This window comes from Pseudomonas sp. GM50, from assembly GCF_000282375.1.
In the GTDB taxonomy this organism is placed as follows: Bacteria; Pseudomonadota; Gammaproteobacteria; order Pseudomonadales; family Pseudomonadaceae; genus Aquipseudomonas.
Window position 1 is genome coordinate 1 of sequence record NZ_AKJK01000123.1, and the last position, 17,535, is coordinate 17,535.

The following is a 17,535-nucleotide window of genomic DNA, read 5'->3' on the forward strand; positions in this document are numbered from 1 at the left end:
AGCAGTCGTAAAACCAGTCACCACTGTCTAAATTCAAGATCGTGGTGACTGTTGTTAGGGGTGCTTCGCGCCCCAACGGGGGCAAGCCCCCTCGCCACAAAAGCCCGCTCCCACAGGGTTCGTCTGGTTAGCTAGCCTTTTTGTCGGCCATGACTTGCGGGTAAAACCGTTTGATCGCCAGGTCCGCGTTATCGATCAGCGTCATGCAGGCCCACACACCCCGCGCGGCATCCCGGGCGGCGATGGCGTCGGCCATGTCTTTGTGGATTGGCAAGGTTCGGCGCAGTTCGTCCGGGTCAGCGGCAGACACTTCGAAAGACACTGCCAGCAACGCGCCGAGGGCCGGGACCATTTGTTCGATGAATTGATTGTGGCTGGCGGCGAGGATGCACTCGTGAAAGAACTGGTCGGCGCGGTTGTAATCGACGCCGCTGTCCACTGCCCGTTCCAGCGCGTTATAGGCCTGGAGTACGGCTTGCACTTGTTCCACCGTCGCCCGCTCGCAGGCCCAGCGCACCGCCATGGGTTCGATGGTGCGGCGCAGATCGAGCAAGTCGTCGACGAAGTTTTCCGGTAAGCCGCTGCGCGACAACCAGCCGACGACTTGCGGATCGAAGAGATTCCAGCGCCGCACCGGCAATACGCGTGTGCCGACCTTCGGCCCGACTTCAAGCATGCCTTTGGCCACCAGGGTTTTGATGGCTTCGCGGATCACCGTGCGACTGACACCGAGCTGCTCGCCCAGATCGGCTTCGACCTTGATGGTTTCGCCGGGTTTTACCTGGCCGGCAGCAATCCAGCACCCCAGCGAGTCGACCGTCGACGCATGAAAACTGCTGGACATGGGCACCTCGTCGACCGCTGATAAAAAGAAACGACACAAAGCCGTTCGCGATGGGTGTCCACGCTAATCATCATATGATTGGGTGTCAATTGGATTTTCAGGTGTCCCTGAAAAAACGGACTTGCCCGCCTGCTCAAAGGGATTTGAACATACCCGCTTTGTAAACTACGTTTAGCCGCAACAGATCAGGCAGTCAGCGATCTGCTCCCCTTCAAATCCGCTATCGATAGGTATGAACATGGACATGGATGCGTCTACGAAATACCCCATTGTGTTGGTTCACGGTCTTTTCGGCTTCGATAGAATCGCCGGTTACCCCTACTTCTTCGAAATCGAGGAAGCCCTCGAACGCGCCGGCGCCCAGGTGTTTGCCGTCAATATTCCAACCGTCAACGGTAATGAGGAACGCGGTGAAAAACTGCTCGAACACGTCGACCGCATTTTGCTGGAAACCGGAGCCGCCAAGGTCAATCTGATCGGCCACAGCCAAGGCCCCTTGGCCGCACGCTACGTTGCAGCCCTGCACCCGGAAAAAGTCGCGTCAGTCACCTCGGTCAGCTGCCCCAATCATGGCTCCGAGATTGCCGACCAATTGCATAAGGCGCTGACGCCCGGAGAGTTGCCCGAAGCATTCGTACTGGCCCTGTTGAGCGCGGTCGGCACCTTCATTTCGTTGATCAGCGGCCACCCGGAAAATCCCGTGGACCCTCAAGCTGCATTCGAATCGCTGACCAGCGCAGGATTGGCTGCCTTCAATCGCAAGTACCCGCAAGGGGTGCCAAAGGTTTGGGGCGGGGAAGGCAACGAAGTTGAAAACGGCGTGTATTACTACTCCTGGAGCGGGATCGTGCAGAACTTCCAAAGCCTGCAACTCCTCGACCCGACCCATTTGAACTGTAAAGTGCTGTCGAAGTTATTTTATAAAGAGAAGCACGCCAACGATGGACTGGTCGGTCAATACAGCTCTCACTTGGGCAAAGTGATCCGCTCGGATTATCCCATGGACCATTTCGACGCAGTCAATCAGATGGCAGGGATCAACAGTTGGAACGTGAGCCCGGTCATGCTCTACCTGGAACATGCTGCCCGACTCAAGAGCAAGGGTTTGTAAGCCCATAAAAAAACGGCCCGTTGCAATAATGGGCCGTTTCTTTTCCAGCGCTCAGCCCCTTACGGCTCAAGCCCGATAGGGAAGAACTCGCCACCGCTCCACACGCCCAGCCAACGCTGCCCGTCGATCTCACGGGTCACCGCCAGCTCCACCAGTTGGTAGAACACGTTGCGGTGAATCAGCGCTTCAAGGTTGGTGCGCACATGCACGTACGGCGCGGGTTCCTGAGTCACCGGATCGATCACCACGCGCATAGGGTGCTCGGCGCCGGCATCGGCCGTTTCATCGACGTTGGTGGTAAAGCGCAAGACCTGGGCTTCACCCTCGCCTTCGACCTCCACGGCAATCGCCACGAACGGCGCGTCGTCGACCTTGATGCCAACCTTTTCGACCGGGGTAATCAGAAAGTAATCATCGCCATCGCGGCGAATGATGGTGGAGAACAGCTTGACCATCGGCTTGCGCCCGATCGGCGTGCCCAGGTAATACCAGGTGCCGTCGCGGGCGATGCGCATGTCGATGTCGCCGCAGAAGTCAGGGTTCCACAAGTGGACCGGCGGCAAGCCTTTGGTTTTGGGGATTTGCCCCAACAGGTCGTTGGCTTTTTGCGGGCCACTCATGGCGATCTCCTTTGAATTACTGGTCGCTGAGCCCCAGCAGGCTACGAGCGTATTGCTCCAGCGGCGGGCCCAGCAAGTCTTCTGGCTTGTTGTCGTGGAACGTCAGTAAACCGCCACGACTCTTGATACGTGCAGTATCGATCAAATACTGGGTGCTGGTCTCGATCAACATGATCTGAATTACGCCGTTGTCGATTCCGAGGCGATCCACGTGTTCCTGGTCGAGCCATTCGTCAGAGTTGCCGATGCGGTCGTCGGCCTTGGCAAAACGGGTGTACAGCAGGTAATGGGCGCCGGCGGCACGGGCTTCGCCCATGGCAGCGTCGAGGCCTTCCGGCGCGCGGGCGCGGCGGACCATCGGGAAATATTCGATAAAGCCGTTGAAGGCCTCTTCGGCCACCACGTTAGGGCGCGGGTAGGCATTGCCCGGCGGCACGAAGGCACCTTGGGCGATGTAGATGAACGAGTCCGGCTGAATGCGGAAGTTATTCACGCGACGGCTGTCGCTGTGGTCCAGCAGCCCCGCGTCGCTCATGTGGTAGCGAGTCCCTTCGGCCATATCGCTGACATTCATGCAGCCACCAAGCGCCAAAACGGCCAGCAGCAAAACCAGGCTACGCATCCTACCCTCCAGAGGCCGGTGACGGAAAACCGGCGAATGGCCATGGGATGCAGCTTCCGCGCCAGTCCCTGGAACTCATATCATTTCAAGCGTGAACTGTGGCGAGGGGGCTTGCCCCCGTTCGGCTGCGTAGCAGCCGTAAAACCGATACATGCGGTGCTTCAGACACAATGGAGAGAATGGTTTTGGGGTCGCTTCGCGACCCAACGGGGGCGAGCCCCCTCGCCACAGGGCCCGATCAGCCGCCGATGATTTTCATGATGGTCGCGCCACCGGAAAACGCCACTTCCTGCTTGTCGCCCAAGGCTTTGACCAGCAGTCGCTGCAACGCTGGTAGCGCCTGGTGACGAGGCTTGTCCAGCAGGTCGCCGACATAGTGGCGATTGCTTGACGACAGGCAGCCATGCAGCCAACCCGTGGACGACAAGCGTAGACGCGAACAGGTGCGGCAAAACGGAACGCTTTCGTTGGCGATCACGCCGAAGTGGCCATGCCCTGGAATCTGGTAACGCACCGCCGTGGCATCGACCGGCGCATCGGCCTGAAGGTACTCGTAGCGCTCGCCGATCAGGCTCAGCAACTGCTGAAGGCTGACGAACTGCTGCAGGAAGGCGTTGGAGTCGCTGGCCAGGTGGCCCATGCGCATCAACTCGATGAAACGCAACTCGTAGCCGCGCTCCAGGCAGTAGTCGAGCAGTGGCATCACCTGATCGAGGTTCTGCCCACGCAGCGGCACCATATTGACCTTGATCTTCATGCCGGCCGCTGCGGCCTGGTCCATGCCGTCGAGGACGGTCGCCAGATCACCGCCGCGCGCAATGCTGCGAAAAGCGCTGGCATCCAGGGTATCGAGGGAAACGTTGATGCGCCGAATGCCGGCATCCACCAGCAGTGGCAGCTTCTTCGCCAGCAATTGACCATTGGTGGTCAGGCTGATGTCCGCCAGGCCCATCTGCCCGACGGCGGTCATGAAGGCTTCGAGTTTGGGGCTGACCAGTGGCTCGCCACCGGTGATGCGCAAGCGCTCGATGCCCGCGGCTTCGATCAGATAGGCCACGCCGCGTGCCATGGCCTCGGCCGACAACTCATCCTGCGCAGCCACCAGCCGCTTGCCGTTGGGCACGCAGTAGGTACAAGCGTAGTTGCAGGCGGAGGTCAGACTGATCCGCAAATTGCGAAAACGCCTGCCTTGACGGTCAACGATCATGATCACTCCGGCGAAAGAAGATTCGAACGCGCAAAACTTGACTCACAAATCAAGTTTTAGCAAGCCCTATGCCTGAGTATATTCCTGCGGTACTGCGCCATGTAGCTAAATCATGGCGCAACAAGGCAACTGACGGGTTCAGTTGCTCGGCGTGTCGGTATCGCGCTTGCGCTTGTTGCCCATGCGCACGCCGATGTCCATCAGGAACTGGAAGAAACCTTCCTGATCTTCCAGCACGTTGCTCCAGAATGGCGAGTGATACAGCGCCACGGCGCCGTGCACCAGCGCCCAGGCCGCGCAGTAATGGAAGTAAGGCGGCACGTCTTCGAGCTTGCCTTCGCTGATCCGGCCCTTGATCAGCAGGGTCAGGCGTTCGAAGTTCGAGGCGCGGATCTTGTGCAGTTCCTCGACCATCTCCGGCACCTGATTGCCCTTGACCACCTTTTCTTCCAGGCGATCGAACAACCGATAGCGTTGCGGATCGCGCATGCGGAATTCGAAATAGGCCCGGGACAGGGCTTCCTTGTCCTTATCGACATCGGCGGAATGCAACAGCTCGTTCAAATCGCGCTCGTAATCGAGCATCAGGCGCAGATAGATCTCTGCCTTGGATTTGAAGTGCTTGTAGATCGTGCCTTTGCCGATACCGACGGCATCAGCAATCATCTCGACGGTGACACTGTCTTCACCTTGTTCGAGGAACAGCTTGAGCGCGGTATCGAGAATTTCTTGCTCGCGGCGACGAAACTCACGGACCTTACGAGGTTCTTTATGCATAAGAAAAGGTCTGTAGGGGTCAAAATTCGAAGCCGCGTATTATGCCTAACTTACGCCAAAATGCACGGATCATCCGACCATATATGTGTTTCTTGATGAATTCGCGCAACCTCGCCGGTTGATGAGAACTCAACCGAAGCGCGCGTATTCCAAATTTGTTTAAAAACCCGACCAGCTAAACTGGACTCGGCGCAATACTGATCAATACTTCAACTGTCGGCGAGGCATCTCCCCCAAGTGTCGCGCCGATGAAGGTACCAAAGGATTGTGTGCCTTTGTTTTACTCCTAATGGTCTTAACCCGGATTCACCCCCCAGAACCCGGGTTTTTTTTGCCTGCGATTCAGTGGACAAAGCCCCTGGGGACTGCCGAAGGCTGCGATCTTTTCTAACGTTACGCCGATGCCCTGACGTGCGCCAACGGAAATAACCGCTTGAAATTCTCGGTGGTTTGCTCGGCAAATCGTTCGTAGGACTCACCTCGCAACATGGCTAGAAATTCCGCTACCTCGCGCACGTATTGCGGCAGGTTCGGTTTGCCGCGATAAGGGATCGGCGCCAGGTACGGCGAGTCGGTCTCCACCAGCAACCGGTCAGCCGGCACCTTGCTGGCCACATCCCGCAGGGCATCGGCATTGCGAAAAGTGACAATACCGGACAAGGAAATGTAATACCCCATGTCCAGCGCAGCCTTGGCCATCTCCCAGTCTTCGGTAAAGCAATGCAGCACGCCCGCCTGAGGCAGTGCCGCCTCGCGTAGCAGCTCAAGGGTATCGGCCCGCGCGCCACGGGTATGGATGATCACCGGTTTGCCGGTCTGCTGAGCTGCTTGCAGGTGCAAACGGAACGATTCCTGCTGCAACGCTGCTGCTTCCGGCTCGTAGTGATAATCCAGGCCGGTTTCACCGATCGCCACCACTCGCGGATGATTGAGTTCGCGCAACAGCCAATCAAGCGCCGGTGCGGCACCCGGCTGCACATCGAGGGGATGCACGCCGACCGAACAGTCGACATCGTCGTAACGTTCGGCCAGCGCTTTGACGTCGGCGGCGTTATCGGCGCTGACGCCAATGCACAGAAAGTGCCCTACCCCGCGCTCACGGGCCGCATCGAGTGCAGCATCCAGGGAGCCGTCGTGGGCGGCGAGGTCGAGGCGATCAAGGTGACAATGGGAATCTACGAGCATAAAAGGGCTGCAACTTACATCGTATGAGTGGGACGGTCGGACTTCAGGGCTCCGGCCAGATGGGTTTCGATTCGACTGCGCGCGGTGTTGTCGCCTTCGTTGAATTGCACGCCAACCCCGGCGGCACGGTTACCTTGGGCGCCTTTGGGGGTGATCCAGGTGACCTTGCCGGCAACCGGAATTTTTTCCGGTTCGTCCATCAGGTGCAGCAGCATGAAAACCTCATCACCCAACTTGTAGCTTTTGTTGGTCGGGATAAACAGGCCACCGTTCTTGATGAACGGCATGTAGGCCGCGTAGAGCACGGCCCTGTCCTTGATGGTCAAGGACAAAATGCCATTGCGCGGCCCCGGACTGATGGGTTCATTCATGCTGACCTCCATTTCTGATGATCAGAGTCTAGGCCCAGACGGTCACTTCTGGGTAGGCAAGGATACCCATTGCACCAACAGCGCCTCCAGCAACAACGCAGGATTGAGGTTGGCTTTGCTCATCACTTTCTGCCGCTGGGCGAGGATCCAGTCCTGGATACTCAGGACTTTGTCCTGTGCGGATTTCTGTGCCAGGTATTGAACGACTTTGCGCATGTCCGCCAGGCCCAGCCCTGCTTCATCCTGAGTCATTTGATAACGCAGGATCAGGCTCGACCAATCGCAGAACCAGTCGAACAGCAGCAACATGGGAATGGTTTTCCACTCCTCGGCCAGTTGCGTCGGCGATTGCTGCTGCTTGAGCAGCTTCTTCACACCCTCGACCACCAGCGCCCGCTGTTCACGCACGCCCTGTGCCTGCAATTTGACCGCGGCCAGGGGCGAACCGGCGGCCAGGGTCAGCAGCTCAATGCGCTCTTCTTCCGAACAGTCCGGCAAAGCGCTGGCCAGCCAAGCCAGACTCATGGCTTCGCTTGGCAACGGACAGGCCTGCTGCACGCAACGGCTCTTGATAGTCGGCAGCAGACGGCTGGTCTGGTGGCTGACCAACAGCAATACGGTATCGCCGGACGGTTCTTCAAGGCTTTTCAGCAAGGCGTTCGCGGCATTGATGTTCATCGACTCGACTGGCTCGATCAGCACCACCTTGCGACCGCCCATCTGCGCGGTCTGAACCACGAAGCTGACCAGATCACGAACCTGATCGACCTTGATCGCCTTGTCTGCTTCTTCCGGCTCCAGGATGTAGTTGTCGGGGTGACTGCCGGCCTTCAGCAGAAGACAGGATTTGCACTCGCCGCAAGCCTCCAGGGCAGATGGACGCTGGCACAATAAACTGGCCATCAAACGCTCAGCCAGCGCACGCTTGCCGATCCCGGCCGGGCCATGCAGCAAATAGGCATGGGCGTGCTGGGCACGACCGGCCAATTGCTGCCAGAGACTGTCCTGCCACGGATAGGCTTCAGCCACGGGTCAACTCCAGCAGACGTGGCAACAAGGCATCCAGAGACTGCTGAACCTGCGCCAGCGGCTGAGCGGCATCCACCAGGACATAACGCGCAGGATCCGCCTTGGCACGCTCAAGGAAGGCGCTGCGCACGGCATCGAAAAACGCTCGGCCTTCGAGCTCGAAGCGATCCAGGCGACCGCGGGCGCTGGCCCGTGCCAGACCCACTTCCACCGGCAGATCGAAGATCAGCGTCAAGTCTGGGCGCAGATCGCCCTGGACGAACGTTTCGAGGGTCGCGATGCGCTCCAGCGACAAACCGCGGCCACCGCCCTGGTAGGCATAAGTCGAATCGGTAAAGCGATCGCACAAAACCACCGCACCACGGGCCAGCGCCGGGCGGATCACCTCGGCCAGATGCTGGGCTCGCGCGGCGAACACCAACAGCAGCTCGGTGTCAGGATTCATGACCTCATCGACCGGCGCCAATAGCACGTCGCGGATCCGCTCAGCCAGGGGCGTGCCACCGGGCTCCCGGGTCAACACCACCTCGATCCCGGCAGCGCGCAGACGTTCGGCCAGGTATTCGCGATTGGTGCTCTTGCCGGCGCCTTCCGGGCCTTCCAGGGTAATAAACAAGCCAGTCACAGGCAGTCCTTAGTCAGAGTCATTGCGGGCTTTGCGGCGCGGGTGCATCCGCTTCGGGTGCTGGCGCAGGCTCTTGTGCAGAGCCCTGCCCGGAGTCTTGCGGCGCTACGGGAGGCAGGTCTTCGGGCGCCGTATCGGGCGAAGCCGCCGGGATCGGCGCCTTGGCATCCTCCGTCTGCGGCGTGACAGTCGGCGCCGGGCTGGAACGGTAATCGGCTCGTCGATTGATCTGGAACTCGCGCACCGCATTGTTGTGGGCGTCCAGATCATCGGAGAACACGTGGCTACCATCACCGCGCGCGACAAAATACAGGCTGTTGCCGTTCGCAGGATTCAGCGCTGCATGGATCGCTTCGCGACCGACCATCGCGATGGGTGTCGGCGGCAAGCCAGCAATCACGTAAGTGTTATACGGCGTCGGCTCCTTGAGATGAGCGCGGGTCAACTTGCCGTTGTAGCGATCACCCAGACCATAAATCACGGTCGGATCGGTCTGCAACAGCATGCCCATCTCCATGCGCCGCACGAACACGCCGGCGATCTGCCCACGTTCCTGCGGCACACCGGTTTCCTTTTCCACCAACGAGGCCATGATCAGCGCCTGATAGGGCTCGGTGTAGGGTACGTCGGCAGCGCGCTGGTTCCACTCCTTGGCGAGGACCTCGTCGAGGCGGTCGTAAGCTTTCTTGAGCAGATCGACGTCGGTCATGCCGCGCACGAAGCGATACGTGTCGGGAAAGAATCGTCCTTCCGGAAAAATCCCGCTGTGCCCGAGCTTGTCCATCACTTGGCTGTCGCTCAGACCGTTGAGGGTCTGCTCGAGTTTTTCATCCTTGGCCAGGGCCGCGCGAACCTGATGAAAATTCCAGCCTTCGACCAGCGTCAGGCTGTACTGCACCATTTCTCCACGTTTCCACAGGTCGATCAGCCCGTTGACGGTCATACCGGGCACCATGCGGTATTCGCCGCTGTGCAGCGGTTGCCCTGCCAGATTGAAGCGCCAATACACACGCAGCCAGAAAGCGTCCTTGATGACACCATCGGCTTCAAGTCGCAGGAAAGTGCGGTTTGGCGTAGTGCCTTTGGGCACTTCCAGCAGCTCTTCCTGGGCGATGTTCAGCGGCTGTTCCAGCGCCGAATCGATTTTCCAGGCGCAAGCGCCCGCCAACAGCCCCGCCAGAACCAATCCGGTTTCCAGCAGCAGCAAGAATTTACGTCTCACGAATCAAGCATCCAGTAGCGCACGAGCAATGGTTTGGAGTTTACGGGTGAGCGGCCCAACCGGCCAGCTCAGTGCGGCATAGGCGCGCACCGGCCAAACGCCATACACGCTGTTGCAGACAAAGACCTCGTCAGCCCATTGCAGCTGCTCGAGGGTAATATCGGTGATTTGCGTGGGAATCCCCAATGACTTGGCTTGAAACAATAATTCGGCACGCATCACACCCGCCACGCCACAACGTTTGAGATTGGCGGTTACCAGTACACCATCGCGCACCAGGAACAGATTACTGAACACACCTTCGATCACCCGCCCGACCTGATCCAGCATCAAGCCTTCGGCATGCTCGGTGTCCTGCCATTCGGAACGGGCAATGACCTGCTCCAGACGATTCAAATGCTTGAGGCCAGCGAGCAATGGTTGTTTGGAAAGACGTGTCGCACAAGGAAACAGCCGAACACCCTGCTCCGCATGAACAGCCGGATAAGCCGCAGGAGGATTGCCTTGCAGAATGCGTCGAGCCTGAGCCGAGGGATCGGCGGCGTAACCGCGCAGGCTGTCGCCGCGGGTGAGGATGAGTTTGAGCACGCCCTCGCCCAGCGCGGCGGCATAGGCCAGCAGCTCTGCGCGGATCAGTTGATGATCGGCGGCGATCGCCAAGCGCGAACAACCCTCCGCCAGACGCGACAAATGTCGATCCAGCAGCAGTGGCTGCCCGCCCTTGACCGCGACGGTCTCGAACAGACCATCACCATAAGCCAGGCCGCGATCCTTCAGCGACAAAGCGTCAGCCGGTTGACCGTCGACCCAGCTGTCCATCAGTCAGCGAACCGGCGGAACACCAGCGAGCCATTGGTACCGCCAAATCCGAAGGAGTTGGACAGCACCACGTCGATATCCATGCCACGCGCGGTGTGGGGTACGAAGTCGAGATCGCAGCCTTCGTCCGGCTCATCGAGGTTGATGGTCGGCGGTGCTACCTGGCTGTTGATCGCCAGTACGCTGAAAATCGCCTCGACCGCGCCCGCCGCACCCAACAGGTGACCGGTCATGGACTTGGTCGAACTGACCGCCAGCTTGTAGGCGTGATCACCGAACACGGATTTGATCGCACAGGCTTCGGCAAGGTCGCCAGCCGAGGTCGAGGTGCCGTGGGCGTTGATGTACTGAACCTGATCGCTATTGATCTTCGCATCGCGCAAGGCATTGGTGATGCAACGCGCAGCACCCGCGCCATCGGCCGGTGGCGAGGTCATGTGGTAAGCATCGCCACTGGTGCCGAAGCCGATCAGCTCGGCATAGATGGTCGCGCCACGGGCCTTGGCGTGCTCCAGTTCTTCGAGAACCAGCGCGCCGGCGCCGTCGGACAGCACGAAACCATCACGGCCTTTGTCCCATGGACGGCTGGCGCGGGTCGGCTCGTCGTTGCGGGTCGACAGTGCGCGGGAGGCACCGAAGCCACCCATGCCCAGACCACACGCGGCCATCTCGGCACCACCGGCAATCATGACGTCGGCTTCGTCGTACATGATGTTGCGTGCCGCCATGCCGATGCAGTGTGTACCGGTAGTACACGCCGTAGCGATGGCGTAGTTAGGTCCCTGTGCCCCCAGATGGATGGACAGGAAACCGGAAATCATATTGATGATCGAGCCTGGCACGAAAAACGGAGAAATCCGTCGTGGGCCGGAATCATGCAGCGTGCGGCTGGTGTCTTCGATATTGGTCAGACCGCCAATACCCGAGCCCATGGCCACGCCGATCCGCTCGCGATTGGCGTCGGTGACCTCAAGACCTGCGTTACGCACGGCTTGAAAACCTGCAGCCAGACCGTACTGAATGAACAGGTCGAGTTTGCGAGCTTCCTTGACCGACAGGTATTCCTCGACATTGAAGCCCTTTACCGAGCCGCCAAAACGGGTGGAATAGGCAGAAAGGTCGGTGTGTTCGATCAGACCAATGCCACTGCGGCCAGCCAGAATGCCCTGCCAGCTGCTCGGCACATCCGTGCCCAGTGGCGACAACATACCCATACCGGTGACTACGACGCGTCTACGCGACACAGCACTCTCCTTTTTCAAATGACGACTTTGCATCAGGCCTAAAGAAAAAACCGCACGCCATGATGGCAGTGCGGTTTTTCCATGACAGCGAGCGACGACTAAAAACTATTACGCCTGGTGGCTGGTAACGTAGTCGATTGCTGCTTGTACAGTAGTGATCTTCTCAGCTTCTTCGTCAGGGATTTCGGTCTCGAATTCCTCTTCCAGAGCCATCACCAGCTCAACAGTGTCAAGGGAGTCGGCACCCAGGTCTTCAACGAAGGAAGCAGTGTTGACCACTTCTTCTTCTTTAACGCCCAGTTGCTCAGCAACGATTTTCTTGACGCGCTCTTCGATGGTGCTCATACCTTGTTTTCACTCCTAATGGACAAATTCAGGCAGCTGGCCGGTGGGTAAGTGTATAGAAAGACTTTTCAGTTTTTCAACTGAAAGCTTCACTCCTCAAACCCGGCGACCCTCTGTCTATAAATAGATTGCAGCTTTATAACGGATTTTAGACAGCTCGTATGACATTTTTTTGAAGCAATCCGTCACATTTAACTCATGTACATCCCGCCGTTCACCGGGATTGTAGCCCCAGTAACGTAAGCCGCACCGTCGGATGCAAGAAAAGCGACCACAGACGCGATCTCTTGAGCTTGCCCCAGACGACCCAGCGGAATCTGCGTCTGCAAGGCTTCACGCTGCGCCTCAGGCAGTTCACGGGTCATATCGGTGTCGATGAACCCAGGGGCCACCGAGTTTACCGTAATCGAACGCGAACCGACTTCACGCGCCAGTGCACGGCTGAAACCTTCCAGACCGGCCTTGGCGGCAGCGTAGTTTACTTGGCCTGCGTTGCCCATGGCACCCACAACCGAGCCAATACTGATAATTCGTCCCCAACGGGCTTTGGTCATGCCGCGCAAAACGCCCTTGGACAGGCGGAACAAGCTGTTCAGGTTGGTATCGACGACGTCATGCCATTCGTCGTCTTTCATGCGCATCATCAGGTTATCGCGGGTGATACCGGCATTATTGACCAGGATCGCCGGCGCACCGAATTGTTCCTGAATGCTCGCCAGCACGGCCGCTACGGACTCATCGCTGGTGACATTGAGTTCCAGGCCAGTACCCTGAATACCATTTTCTTTCAGGGTCGCAGCGATACGCTCGGCCCCCGAAGCGGAAGTCGCGGTGCCGATAACAATGGCACCCTGACGACCCAATTCCAGAGCGATAGCCTGGCCGATACCACGGCTGGCACCAGTAACCAGTGCAACTTTACCTTGCAGACTCATGCAAGCTTCTCCTTGTTCAGGCCAGCGCTGCACGGGCGGCAGCGAAAGCGTCTGGGGTATTGAGGTTAGAGGTCGACACGCCTTCGGCGCAACGTTTGTTCAAACCGGCAAGTACTTTGCCAGGGCCGCATTCGACCAGCTCGGTCGCGCCCTTGGCAGCCAGCGCCTGGATCGACTCGACCCAGCGTACAGGCTTGTAGAGCTGTTCAAGCAGATCGCGCTTGAGGGTTTCCAGATCGGCCGGCACGTTGGCGCTGACGTTCTGTACCACAGGGATCTGCGGCGCCTGCCAGTCGATCGCTGCGATCGACTCGGCGAACCGCTCGGCGGCCGGACGCATCAATTCGCAGTGAGACGGCACGCTGACCGGCAATGGCATGGCGCGCTTGGCGCCACGTGCCTTGCAGCCTTCGATGGCGCGCTCGACCGCAGCCTTGGCGCCAGCGATCACTACCTGGCCCGGGGAGTTGAAGTTGACCGCACTCACCACTTCGCCTTGCGCCGCTTCGGCACAGGCGGCCAGCACGTCGGCATCTTCCAGACCCAGGATTGCAGCCATGCCGCCCTGCCCGGCCGGAACAGCCTCTTGCATCAACTGACCGCGACGCTCTACCAGTTTCACTGCATCGCCCAGACTCAGACTGCCTGCAGCCACCAGGGCGCTGTATTCGCCCAGGCTGTGACCGGCAACGTAAGCCGGACGCGCGCCGCCTTCAGCCAGCCACAGGCGCCACAAGGCGATCGAGGCGGTCAGAATGGCCGGCTGGGTTTTATCGGTTTGATTGAGTTGTTCTTCCGGCCCTTGCTGGGTCAGTGCCCACAGGTCGTAACCCAGAGCATCGGAAGCTTCTTTGAATGTTTCGAGGACCACCGGATGTTGCGCGCCCAACTCGGCCAGCATGCCGAGGGACTGCGAACCCTGTCCTGGAAAGACGAATGCGAGGGAAGCAGACATGTAACAAGCCCCTAATGATCTTGTCGTCGGAGAATTGACGTCCCGTTTGTGGAACGCAAGAAACTCACAGTTGGATGGCCCTTTGAACTGAGCGGTCACATTTAAGCATTGTCCGACGAAAACGCCTAAGGCAACAAATCTTCCAGGCGCCCATGAAGCCGTTCAGGCAAGTTTTCCTGGATCTCGATCAACGCGCGTTGAATCGCACTCTGAAAACCCTGCACCCCCGCCGAGCCGTGGCTTTTCACGACAATTCCCTGCAAACCGAGGAAACTTGCGCCGTTATGTCGTGCCGGCGCCAGCTCGGCCTGCAAGCGTTTCATCAGCGGCAGCGCCAGTGCACCCACCACTTTCGACGCGAAATTTTTCTTGAACAACGCCTCGATGCGCCCGGCAATCATGGTCGCCAGGCCTTCGCTGGACTTGAGCAGGATATTGCCGACAAAGCCGTCACACACCACCACATCCGCTTCGCCACGGTACAAGCCGTCACCTTCGACAAACCCGATGTAGTTGATGCCACGAGCACTCTGCAACAAGGTGGCCGCCAGCTTGACCTGCTGATTGCCCTTGATGTCTTCGGTGCCGATGTTCAGCAATGCAACCCTCGGGCGAACGATGCCCAGGGTTTCTGCCGCGACCGAACCCATCACTGCAAACTGCAACAAGTGCTCGGCACTGCAATCGACGTTCGCGCCCAGGTCGAGCAACTGGCAATAGCCCTTCTGCGTCGGAATGGCCGCAATCATTGCCGGTCGATCGATGCCCGGCAGGGTCTTCAGCACAAACCGTGACAACGCCATCAGGGCACCGGTATTGCCGGCACTGACACAGGCCTGAGCCTTGCCATCGCGCAACAACTCCAGCGCCACGCGCATCGACGAGTCAGGCTTGCCACGCAAGGCCTGCGCAGGTTTTTCGTCCATGGTGATGACTTCGGACGCCGGCGTAATCGACAGGCGCGCGCGATCCACAGCCGATTGGCTGGCGAGCAGTTCTTCAAGAAGGGAGGGTTGACCGACGAGGGTCAGGTGCAGCGAGGGTGTAGCAGACAGGCAAGCAAGGCTGGCCTGAACAATGCTGCGGGGACCGAAGTCCCCGCCCATTGCGTCAATCGCGATGACTTGAGCGGACAAGTGATTACTCGTCAGCGCCCTTGTCGATCACTTTACGGCCACGGTATACGCCTTCTGGCGATACGTGGTGACGCAGGTGAACTTCACCGGTGGTTTTTTCTACAGACAGGGTGCTAGCCTCGAGAGCGTCGTGCGAACGACGCATGTCACGGGCAGAGCGGGATTTTTTGTTCTGCTGAACAGCCATAATTGATTAACTCCTAAACGTTTGGGTCACGCTTTAACTGCGCCAATACACTGAACGGGTTGGACCGCGTTACCTCGTCCTCGCTCGGTTCGGGCTCATCGAGACCCGCCGGCTGCTGGCATTCTTCCGGATGATGAGCAGGCACAATGGGCAAGGCGAGCAGAAGCTCCTCCTCGATCAGTGACTGCAGATCCAAAGGATCTTCGCCCAGTTCCAGCACGTCATAACCTTTCGGCAACGACTGGGTATTCGCACCCTCCTTCACCACAGCATAACTGCATTCGCTATGGATCGGCAGGGTGACCAGCTCAAGACAACGCTGGCAAACCATTTTGACTTCGGTGTCGATAAAGCTGTGAATTACCACAGATTTACGTTCATCTCGTTCAAAAACGAATTTAGCCTGCACCGTACCGACAGTATCGGAAAGCGGGTCGCAGAGTCTCTCCAAATCGGCCAGCAGCAGTTCACCTTGAAGGGTGGTGCCACGGTCAGCCAATTTGCGCGGGTCAACGTGAGGTGGAATCGGGTCATTCAACATAGGCGCAGCATTATAGGGATGCCCCCAGCCATGTCAAAGGAAATTCAGCCCTGCCCGTCACTTGAGCCTGCGCTAGAATTCGCCCCTGCCCTTTTGGAGATGCGCATGCTGCCTTTATTACTCGCTTCAAGCTCGGCCTATCGCCGGGAACTGCTGGCCCGCTTGCAGCTGCCGTTCACGTGCAGCTCGCCGGATATTGACGAAAGCCATCGTCCGGATGAGTCAGCCGTCGAACTGGTAAAGCGCCTCGCCGAAGAAAAAGCCCGCGCACTTGCAGGCAGTCATCCAGCCCACCTGATCATCGGCTCGGATCAGGTCGCCGTACTCGGCGAGCGGATTATCGGCAAACCTCACACCTTCGAAAAGGCCCGCGAACAACTGCTGGCATCCAGCGGCGCCAGCGTGACGTTCCTGACCGGCCTGGCACTGCTCAACAGTCAGACCGGCCACTGCCAGGTCGACTGCGTGCCCTTTACCGTACACATGCGCACACTCGACGCAGCGCGCATCGAGCACTACCTGCGCGCCGAACAGCCCTATGACTGCGCTGGCAGCTTCAAGGCCGAAGGTTTGGGGGTGAGCCTGTTTCAAAGCACCGAAGGCCCTGACGCCACCAGCCTGATCGGCCTGCCGCTGATTCGCCTGATCGATATGCTGTTGGCTGAAGGCGTGCAAATCCCCTAGCGATATTTTGCGCATAAAAAAACCGGCCACTCAGGCGAATGCCTCGCAGGCCGGTTTGTTTATTCAGCCAGATGATCAGCGCAATGCTGGCCCCTGAAAGCCCATCCACATCGCCAAATGCTCAGCCACGCTGGAGCCAAGCTTTTTCGAGAAGCGATCGAATGGCGATTCCTCAACAGTGAAATCCACCAACTCTTTCTCGCCGATCACATCGCGCGCAACCGAACTGGCATTACCCAGACCATCGATCAAGCCCAGGGACAGCGCTTGCTCACCCGACCAGACCAGCCCGGAGAACAACTCCGGATGCTCTTTGTCCTTCAGGCGATCACCACGACCCTTCTTGACGCTGCTGATGAACTGCTGATGAGTGGTATCGAGCACACTCTGCCAGAACTGGGTTTCCGCGGGCTTCTGCGGCTGGAACGGATCGAGGAACGATTTGTGCTCGCCAGAGGTGTAGGTACGACGTTCGACGCCCAACTTCTCCATGGTCCCGACAAAACCGTAACCGGCCGCCGTCACACCGATGGAACCCACCAGGCTCGCCTTGTCGGCGTAGATCTGATCCGCGGCGCTAGCGATGTAATAGGCACCGGAAGCGCCCAGATCCGAGATCACCGCATAAACCTTGGTATCTGGATTCAAGCCGCGCAGACGACGGATCTCGTCGTAGACATAACCCGACTGCACCGGGCTGCCGCCAGGGCTGTTGATCCGCAGAATCACACCCTTGACCTTCTTGTCCTCGAAGGCTGCACGCAGGCTGCCGACGATATTATCGGCACTGGCCGGCTCTTTGTCGGCAATCATACCTGTCACATCGATCAGCGCCGTGTAGCCAGAGCCGAGGCTCGCGCCTTTCTCCATGCCTATCAACGGCGACAACAGAATCAACGCGCCGAGCAGGTACAAAAAAGTCAGCGATTTGAAGAATATCCCCCAGCGACGGGACCGACGCTGTTCCTGCACACCAGCCAGCAGGGTTTTTTCCAGCAGCTTCCAGCTTTTCTCGTCACCGCTTTCTGCACTCGACTTGGCGGGCGCTTTCCATTCGTCGGTCATGCCATGTACCC

The 17,535-nt window shown here is 58.8% G+C and carries 21 protein-coding genes; 2 read left to right on the forward strand and 19 right to left on the reverse strand.

What is annotated here, in order from left to right:
- Window positions 1-127: 127 nt before the first annotated feature.
- On the reverse strand, window positions 128-844 hold the full coding sequence (locus PMI30_RS02880) for a FadR/GntR family transcriptional regulator (protein WP_008014340.1): 717 nt from the start codon (window positions 842-844) through the stop codon (window positions 128-130).
- A 238-nt stretch (window positions 845-1,082) separates the two neighbouring features.
- Here PMI30_RS02880 and PMI30_RS02875 point away from each other — a divergent pair, with 238 nt between their 5' ends.
- A complete protein-coding gene (locus PMI30_RS02875) occupies window positions 1,083-1,955 on the forward strand; it encodes an esterase/lipase family protein (protein ID WP_008014341.1) in 873 nt (290 codons plus the stop codon).
- A gap of 59 nt (window positions 1,956-2,014) precedes the next feature.
- Here the strand turns inward: PMI30_RS02875 and PMI30_RS02870 are convergent, their stop codons facing one another.
- The 17 genes from PMI30_RS02870 to PMI30_RS02790 form a co-directional block, all read right to left on the reverse strand.
- Window positions 2,015-2,575: a DUF1285 domain-containing protein gene (locus PMI30_RS02870; RefSeq protein ID WP_008014342.1), complete on the reverse strand. Its 561-nt coding sequence runs from the start codon at window positions 2,573-2,575 to the stop codon at window positions 2,015-2,017.
- Window positions 2,576-2,591: 16 nt separating this feature from the next.
- Window positions 2,592-3,197, reverse strand: a complete 606-nt coding sequence (locus PMI30_RS02865) for a DUF4823 domain-containing protein (protein WP_007903975.1) — start codon at window positions 3,195-3,197, stop codon at window positions 2,592-2,594.
- A gap of 238 nt (window positions 3,198-3,435) precedes the next feature.
- On the reverse strand, window positions 3,436-4,404 hold the full coding sequence (locus tag PMI30_RS02860) for a GTP 3',8-cyclase MoaA (RefSeq protein WP_008014343.1): 969 nt from the start codon (window positions 4,402-4,404) through the stop codon (window positions 3,436-3,438).
- 138 nt (window positions 4,405-4,542) lie between these two features.
- Window positions 4,543-5,181, reverse strand: a complete 639-nt coding sequence (locus PMI30_RS02855; RefSeq protein ID WP_007903981.1) for a TetR/AcrR family transcriptional regulator — start codon at window positions 5,179-5,181, stop codon at window positions 4,543-4,545.
- A 393-nt stretch (window positions 5,182-5,574) separates the two neighbouring features.
- A complete protein-coding gene (locus PMI30_RS02850) occupies window positions 5,575-6,366 on the reverse strand; it encodes a TatD family hydrolase (protein WP_008014344.1) in 792 nt (263 codons plus the stop codon).
- A gap of 14 nt (window positions 6,367-6,380) precedes the next feature.
- Window positions 6,381-6,737 (reverse strand): PilZ domain-containing protein, encoded by a 357-nt coding sequence (locus PMI30_RS02845; RefSeq protein WP_008014345.1) that lies wholly within the window; start codon window positions 6,735-6,737, stop codon window positions 6,381-6,383.
- Between the two features lie 42 nt (window positions 6,738-6,779).
- On the reverse strand, window positions 6,780-7,766 hold the full coding sequence (locus PMI30_RS02840) for a DNA polymerase III subunit delta' (RefSeq protein WP_008014347.1): 987 nt from the start codon (window positions 7,764-7,766) through the stop codon (window positions 6,780-6,782).
- On the reverse strand, window positions 7,759-8,391 hold the full coding sequence (gene tmk, locus PMI30_RS02835; RefSeq protein WP_008014349.1) for a dTMP kinase: 633 nt from the start codon (window positions 8,389-8,391) through the stop codon (window positions 7,759-7,761). The genes PMI30_RS02840 and tmk overlap by 8 nt, the downstream gene beginning before the upstream one ends.
- A 19-nt stretch (window positions 8,392-8,410) precedes the next feature.
- Window positions 8,411-9,613: an endolytic transglycosylase MltG gene (mltG, locus tag PMI30_RS02830; RefSeq protein ID WP_008014350.1), complete on the reverse strand. Its 1,203-nt coding sequence runs from the start codon at window positions 9,611-9,613 to the stop codon at window positions 8,411-8,413.
- A 3-nt stretch (window positions 9,614-9,616) separates the two neighbouring features.
- Complete coding sequence (pabC, locus tag PMI30_RS02825) at window positions 9,617-10,432, reverse strand: aminodeoxychorismate lyase (RefSeq protein WP_008014352.1); 816 nt, start codon at window positions 10,430-10,432, stop codon at window positions 9,617-9,619.
- A complete protein-coding gene (gene fabF, locus PMI30_RS02820; RefSeq protein ID WP_007904000.1) occupies window positions 10,432-11,676 on the reverse strand; it encodes a beta-ketoacyl-ACP synthase II in 1,245 nt (414 codons plus the stop codon). Before fabF ends, pabC begins: the two co-directional genes overlap by 1 nt.
- 108 nt (window positions 11,677-11,784) lie before the next feature.
- A complete protein-coding gene (gene acpP, locus PMI30_RS02815) occupies window positions 11,785-12,021 on the reverse strand; it encodes an acyl carrier protein (RefSeq protein WP_003175607.1) in 237 nt (78 codons plus the stop codon).
- A 191-nt stretch (window positions 12,022-12,212) separates the two neighbouring features.
- Window positions 12,213-12,956 (reverse strand): 3-oxoacyl-ACP reductase FabG, encoded by a 744-nt coding sequence (gene fabG, locus PMI30_RS02810; RefSeq protein WP_008014356.1) that lies wholly within the window; start codon window positions 12,954-12,956, stop codon window positions 12,213-12,215.
- A 16-nt stretch (window positions 12,957-12,972) separates the two neighbouring features.
- Window positions 12,973-13,911 (reverse strand): ACP S-malonyltransferase, encoded by a 939-nt coding sequence (fabD, locus tag PMI30_RS02805; RefSeq protein WP_007904008.1) that lies wholly within the window; start codon window positions 13,909-13,911, stop codon window positions 12,973-12,975.
- Window positions 13,912-14,036: 125 nt separating this feature from the next.
- Window positions 14,037-15,047, reverse strand: coding sequence for a phosphate acyltransferase PlsX (plsX, locus tag PMI30_RS02800; protein ID WP_081501315.1), 1,011 nt, complete (start codon window positions 15,045-15,047; stop codon window positions 14,037-14,039).
- A 4-nt stretch (window positions 15,048-15,051) separates the two neighbouring features.
- Entirely contained in the window at window positions 15,052-15,234 is a 183-nt protein-coding gene (gene rpmF / locus PMI30_RS02795; protein ID WP_003179396.1) for a 50S ribosomal protein L32, read from the reverse strand.
- A gap of 13 nt (window positions 15,235-15,247) precedes the next feature.
- Entirely contained in the window at window positions 15,248-15,775 is a 528-nt protein-coding gene (locus PMI30_RS02790) for a YceD family protein (protein ID WP_004371317.1), read from the reverse strand.
- A 105-nt stretch (window positions 15,776-15,880) separates the two neighbouring features.
- Here PMI30_RS02790 and PMI30_RS02785 point away from each other — a divergent pair, with 105 nt between their 5' ends.
- The gene (locus PMI30_RS02785; protein WP_008014361.1) at window positions 15,881-16,459 is read left to right on the forward strand and encodes a Maf family protein; all 579 of its coding nucleotides are present in this window, start codon (window positions 15,881-15,883) and stop codon (window positions 16,457-16,459) included.
- A 75-nt stretch (window positions 16,460-16,534) separates the two neighbouring features.
- Here PMI30_RS02785 and sppA read toward each other — a convergent pair whose 3' ends face one another.
- The gene (gene sppA / locus PMI30_RS02780) at window positions 16,535-17,524 is read right to left on the reverse strand and encodes a signal peptide peptidase SppA (RefSeq protein ID WP_008014363.1); all 990 of its coding nucleotides are present in this window, start codon (window positions 17,522-17,524) and stop codon (window positions 16,535-16,537) included.
- Window positions 17,525-17,535: the final 11 nt, after the last annotated feature.

What these genes read in the sequence shown, in the direction of transcription:
- PMI30_RS02850 (WP_008014344.1), bottom strand. Translation starts at nt 6,366, where the DNA reads ATGCTCGTAGATTCCCATTGTCACCTTGATCGCCTCGACCTCGCCGCC.
- PMI30_RS02785 (WP_008014361.1), top strand. Translation starts at nt 15,881, where the DNA reads ATGCTGCCTTTATTACTCGCTTCAAGCTCGGCCTATCGCCGGGAACTG.
- PMI30_RS02880 (WP_008014340.1), bottom strand. Translation starts at nt 844, where the DNA reads ATGTCCAGCAGTTTTCATGCGTCGACGGTCGACTCGCTGGGGTGCTGG.
- PMI30_RS02865 (WP_007903975.1), bottom strand. Translation starts at nt 3,197, where the DNA reads ATGCGTAGCCTGGTTTTGCTGCTGGCCGTTTTGGCGCTTGGTGGCTGC.
- pabC (WP_008014352.1), bottom strand. Translation starts at nt 10,432, where the DNA reads ATGGACAGCTGGGTCGACGGTCAACCGGCTGACGCTTTGTCGCTGAAG.
- PMI30_RS02860 (WP_008014343.1), bottom strand. Translation starts at nt 4,404, where the DNA reads ATGATCGTTGACCGTCAAGGCAGGCGTTTTCGCAATTTGCGGATCAGT.
- fabG (WP_008014356.1), bottom strand. Translation starts at nt 12,956, where the DNA reads ATGAGTCTGCAAGGTAAAGTTGCACTGGTTACTGGTGCCAGCCGTGGT.
- PMI30_RS02855 (WP_007903981.1), bottom strand. Translation starts at nt 5,181, where the DNA reads ATGCATAAAGAACCTCGTAAGGTCCGTGAGTTTCGTCGCCGCGAGCAA.
- PMI30_RS02790 (WP_004371317.1), bottom strand. Translation starts at nt 15,775, where the DNA reads ATGTTGAATGACCCGATTCCACCTCACGTTGACCCGCGCAAATTGGCT.
- sppA (WP_008014363.1), bottom strand. Translation starts at nt 17,524, where the DNA reads ATGACCGACGAATGGAAAGCGCCCGCCAAGTCGAGTGCAGAAAGCGGT.
- fabD (WP_007904008.1), bottom strand. Translation starts at nt 13,911, where the DNA reads ATGTCTGCTTCCCTCGCATTCGTCTTTCCAGGACAGGGTTCGCAGTCC.
- PMI30_RS02870 (WP_008014342.1), bottom strand. Translation starts at nt 2,575, where the DNA reads ATGAGTGGCCCGCAAAAAGCCAACGACCTGTTGGGGCAAATCCCCAAA.
- PMI30_RS02845 (WP_008014345.1), bottom strand. Translation starts at nt 6,737, where the DNA reads ATGAATGAACCCATCAGTCCGGGGCCGCGCAATGGCATTTTGTCCTTG.
- acpP (WP_003175607.1), bottom strand. Translation starts at nt 12,021, where the DNA reads ATGAGCACCATCGAAGAGCGCGTCAAGAAAATCGTTGCTGAGCAACTG.
- PMI30_RS02875 (WP_008014341.1), top strand. Translation starts at nt 1,083, where the DNA reads ATGGACATGGATGCGTCTACGAAATACCCCATTGTGTTGGTTCACGGT.
- rpmF (WP_003179396.1), bottom strand. Translation starts at nt 15,234, where the DNA reads ATGGCTGTTCAGCAGAACAAAAAATCCCGCTCTGCCCGTGACATGCGT.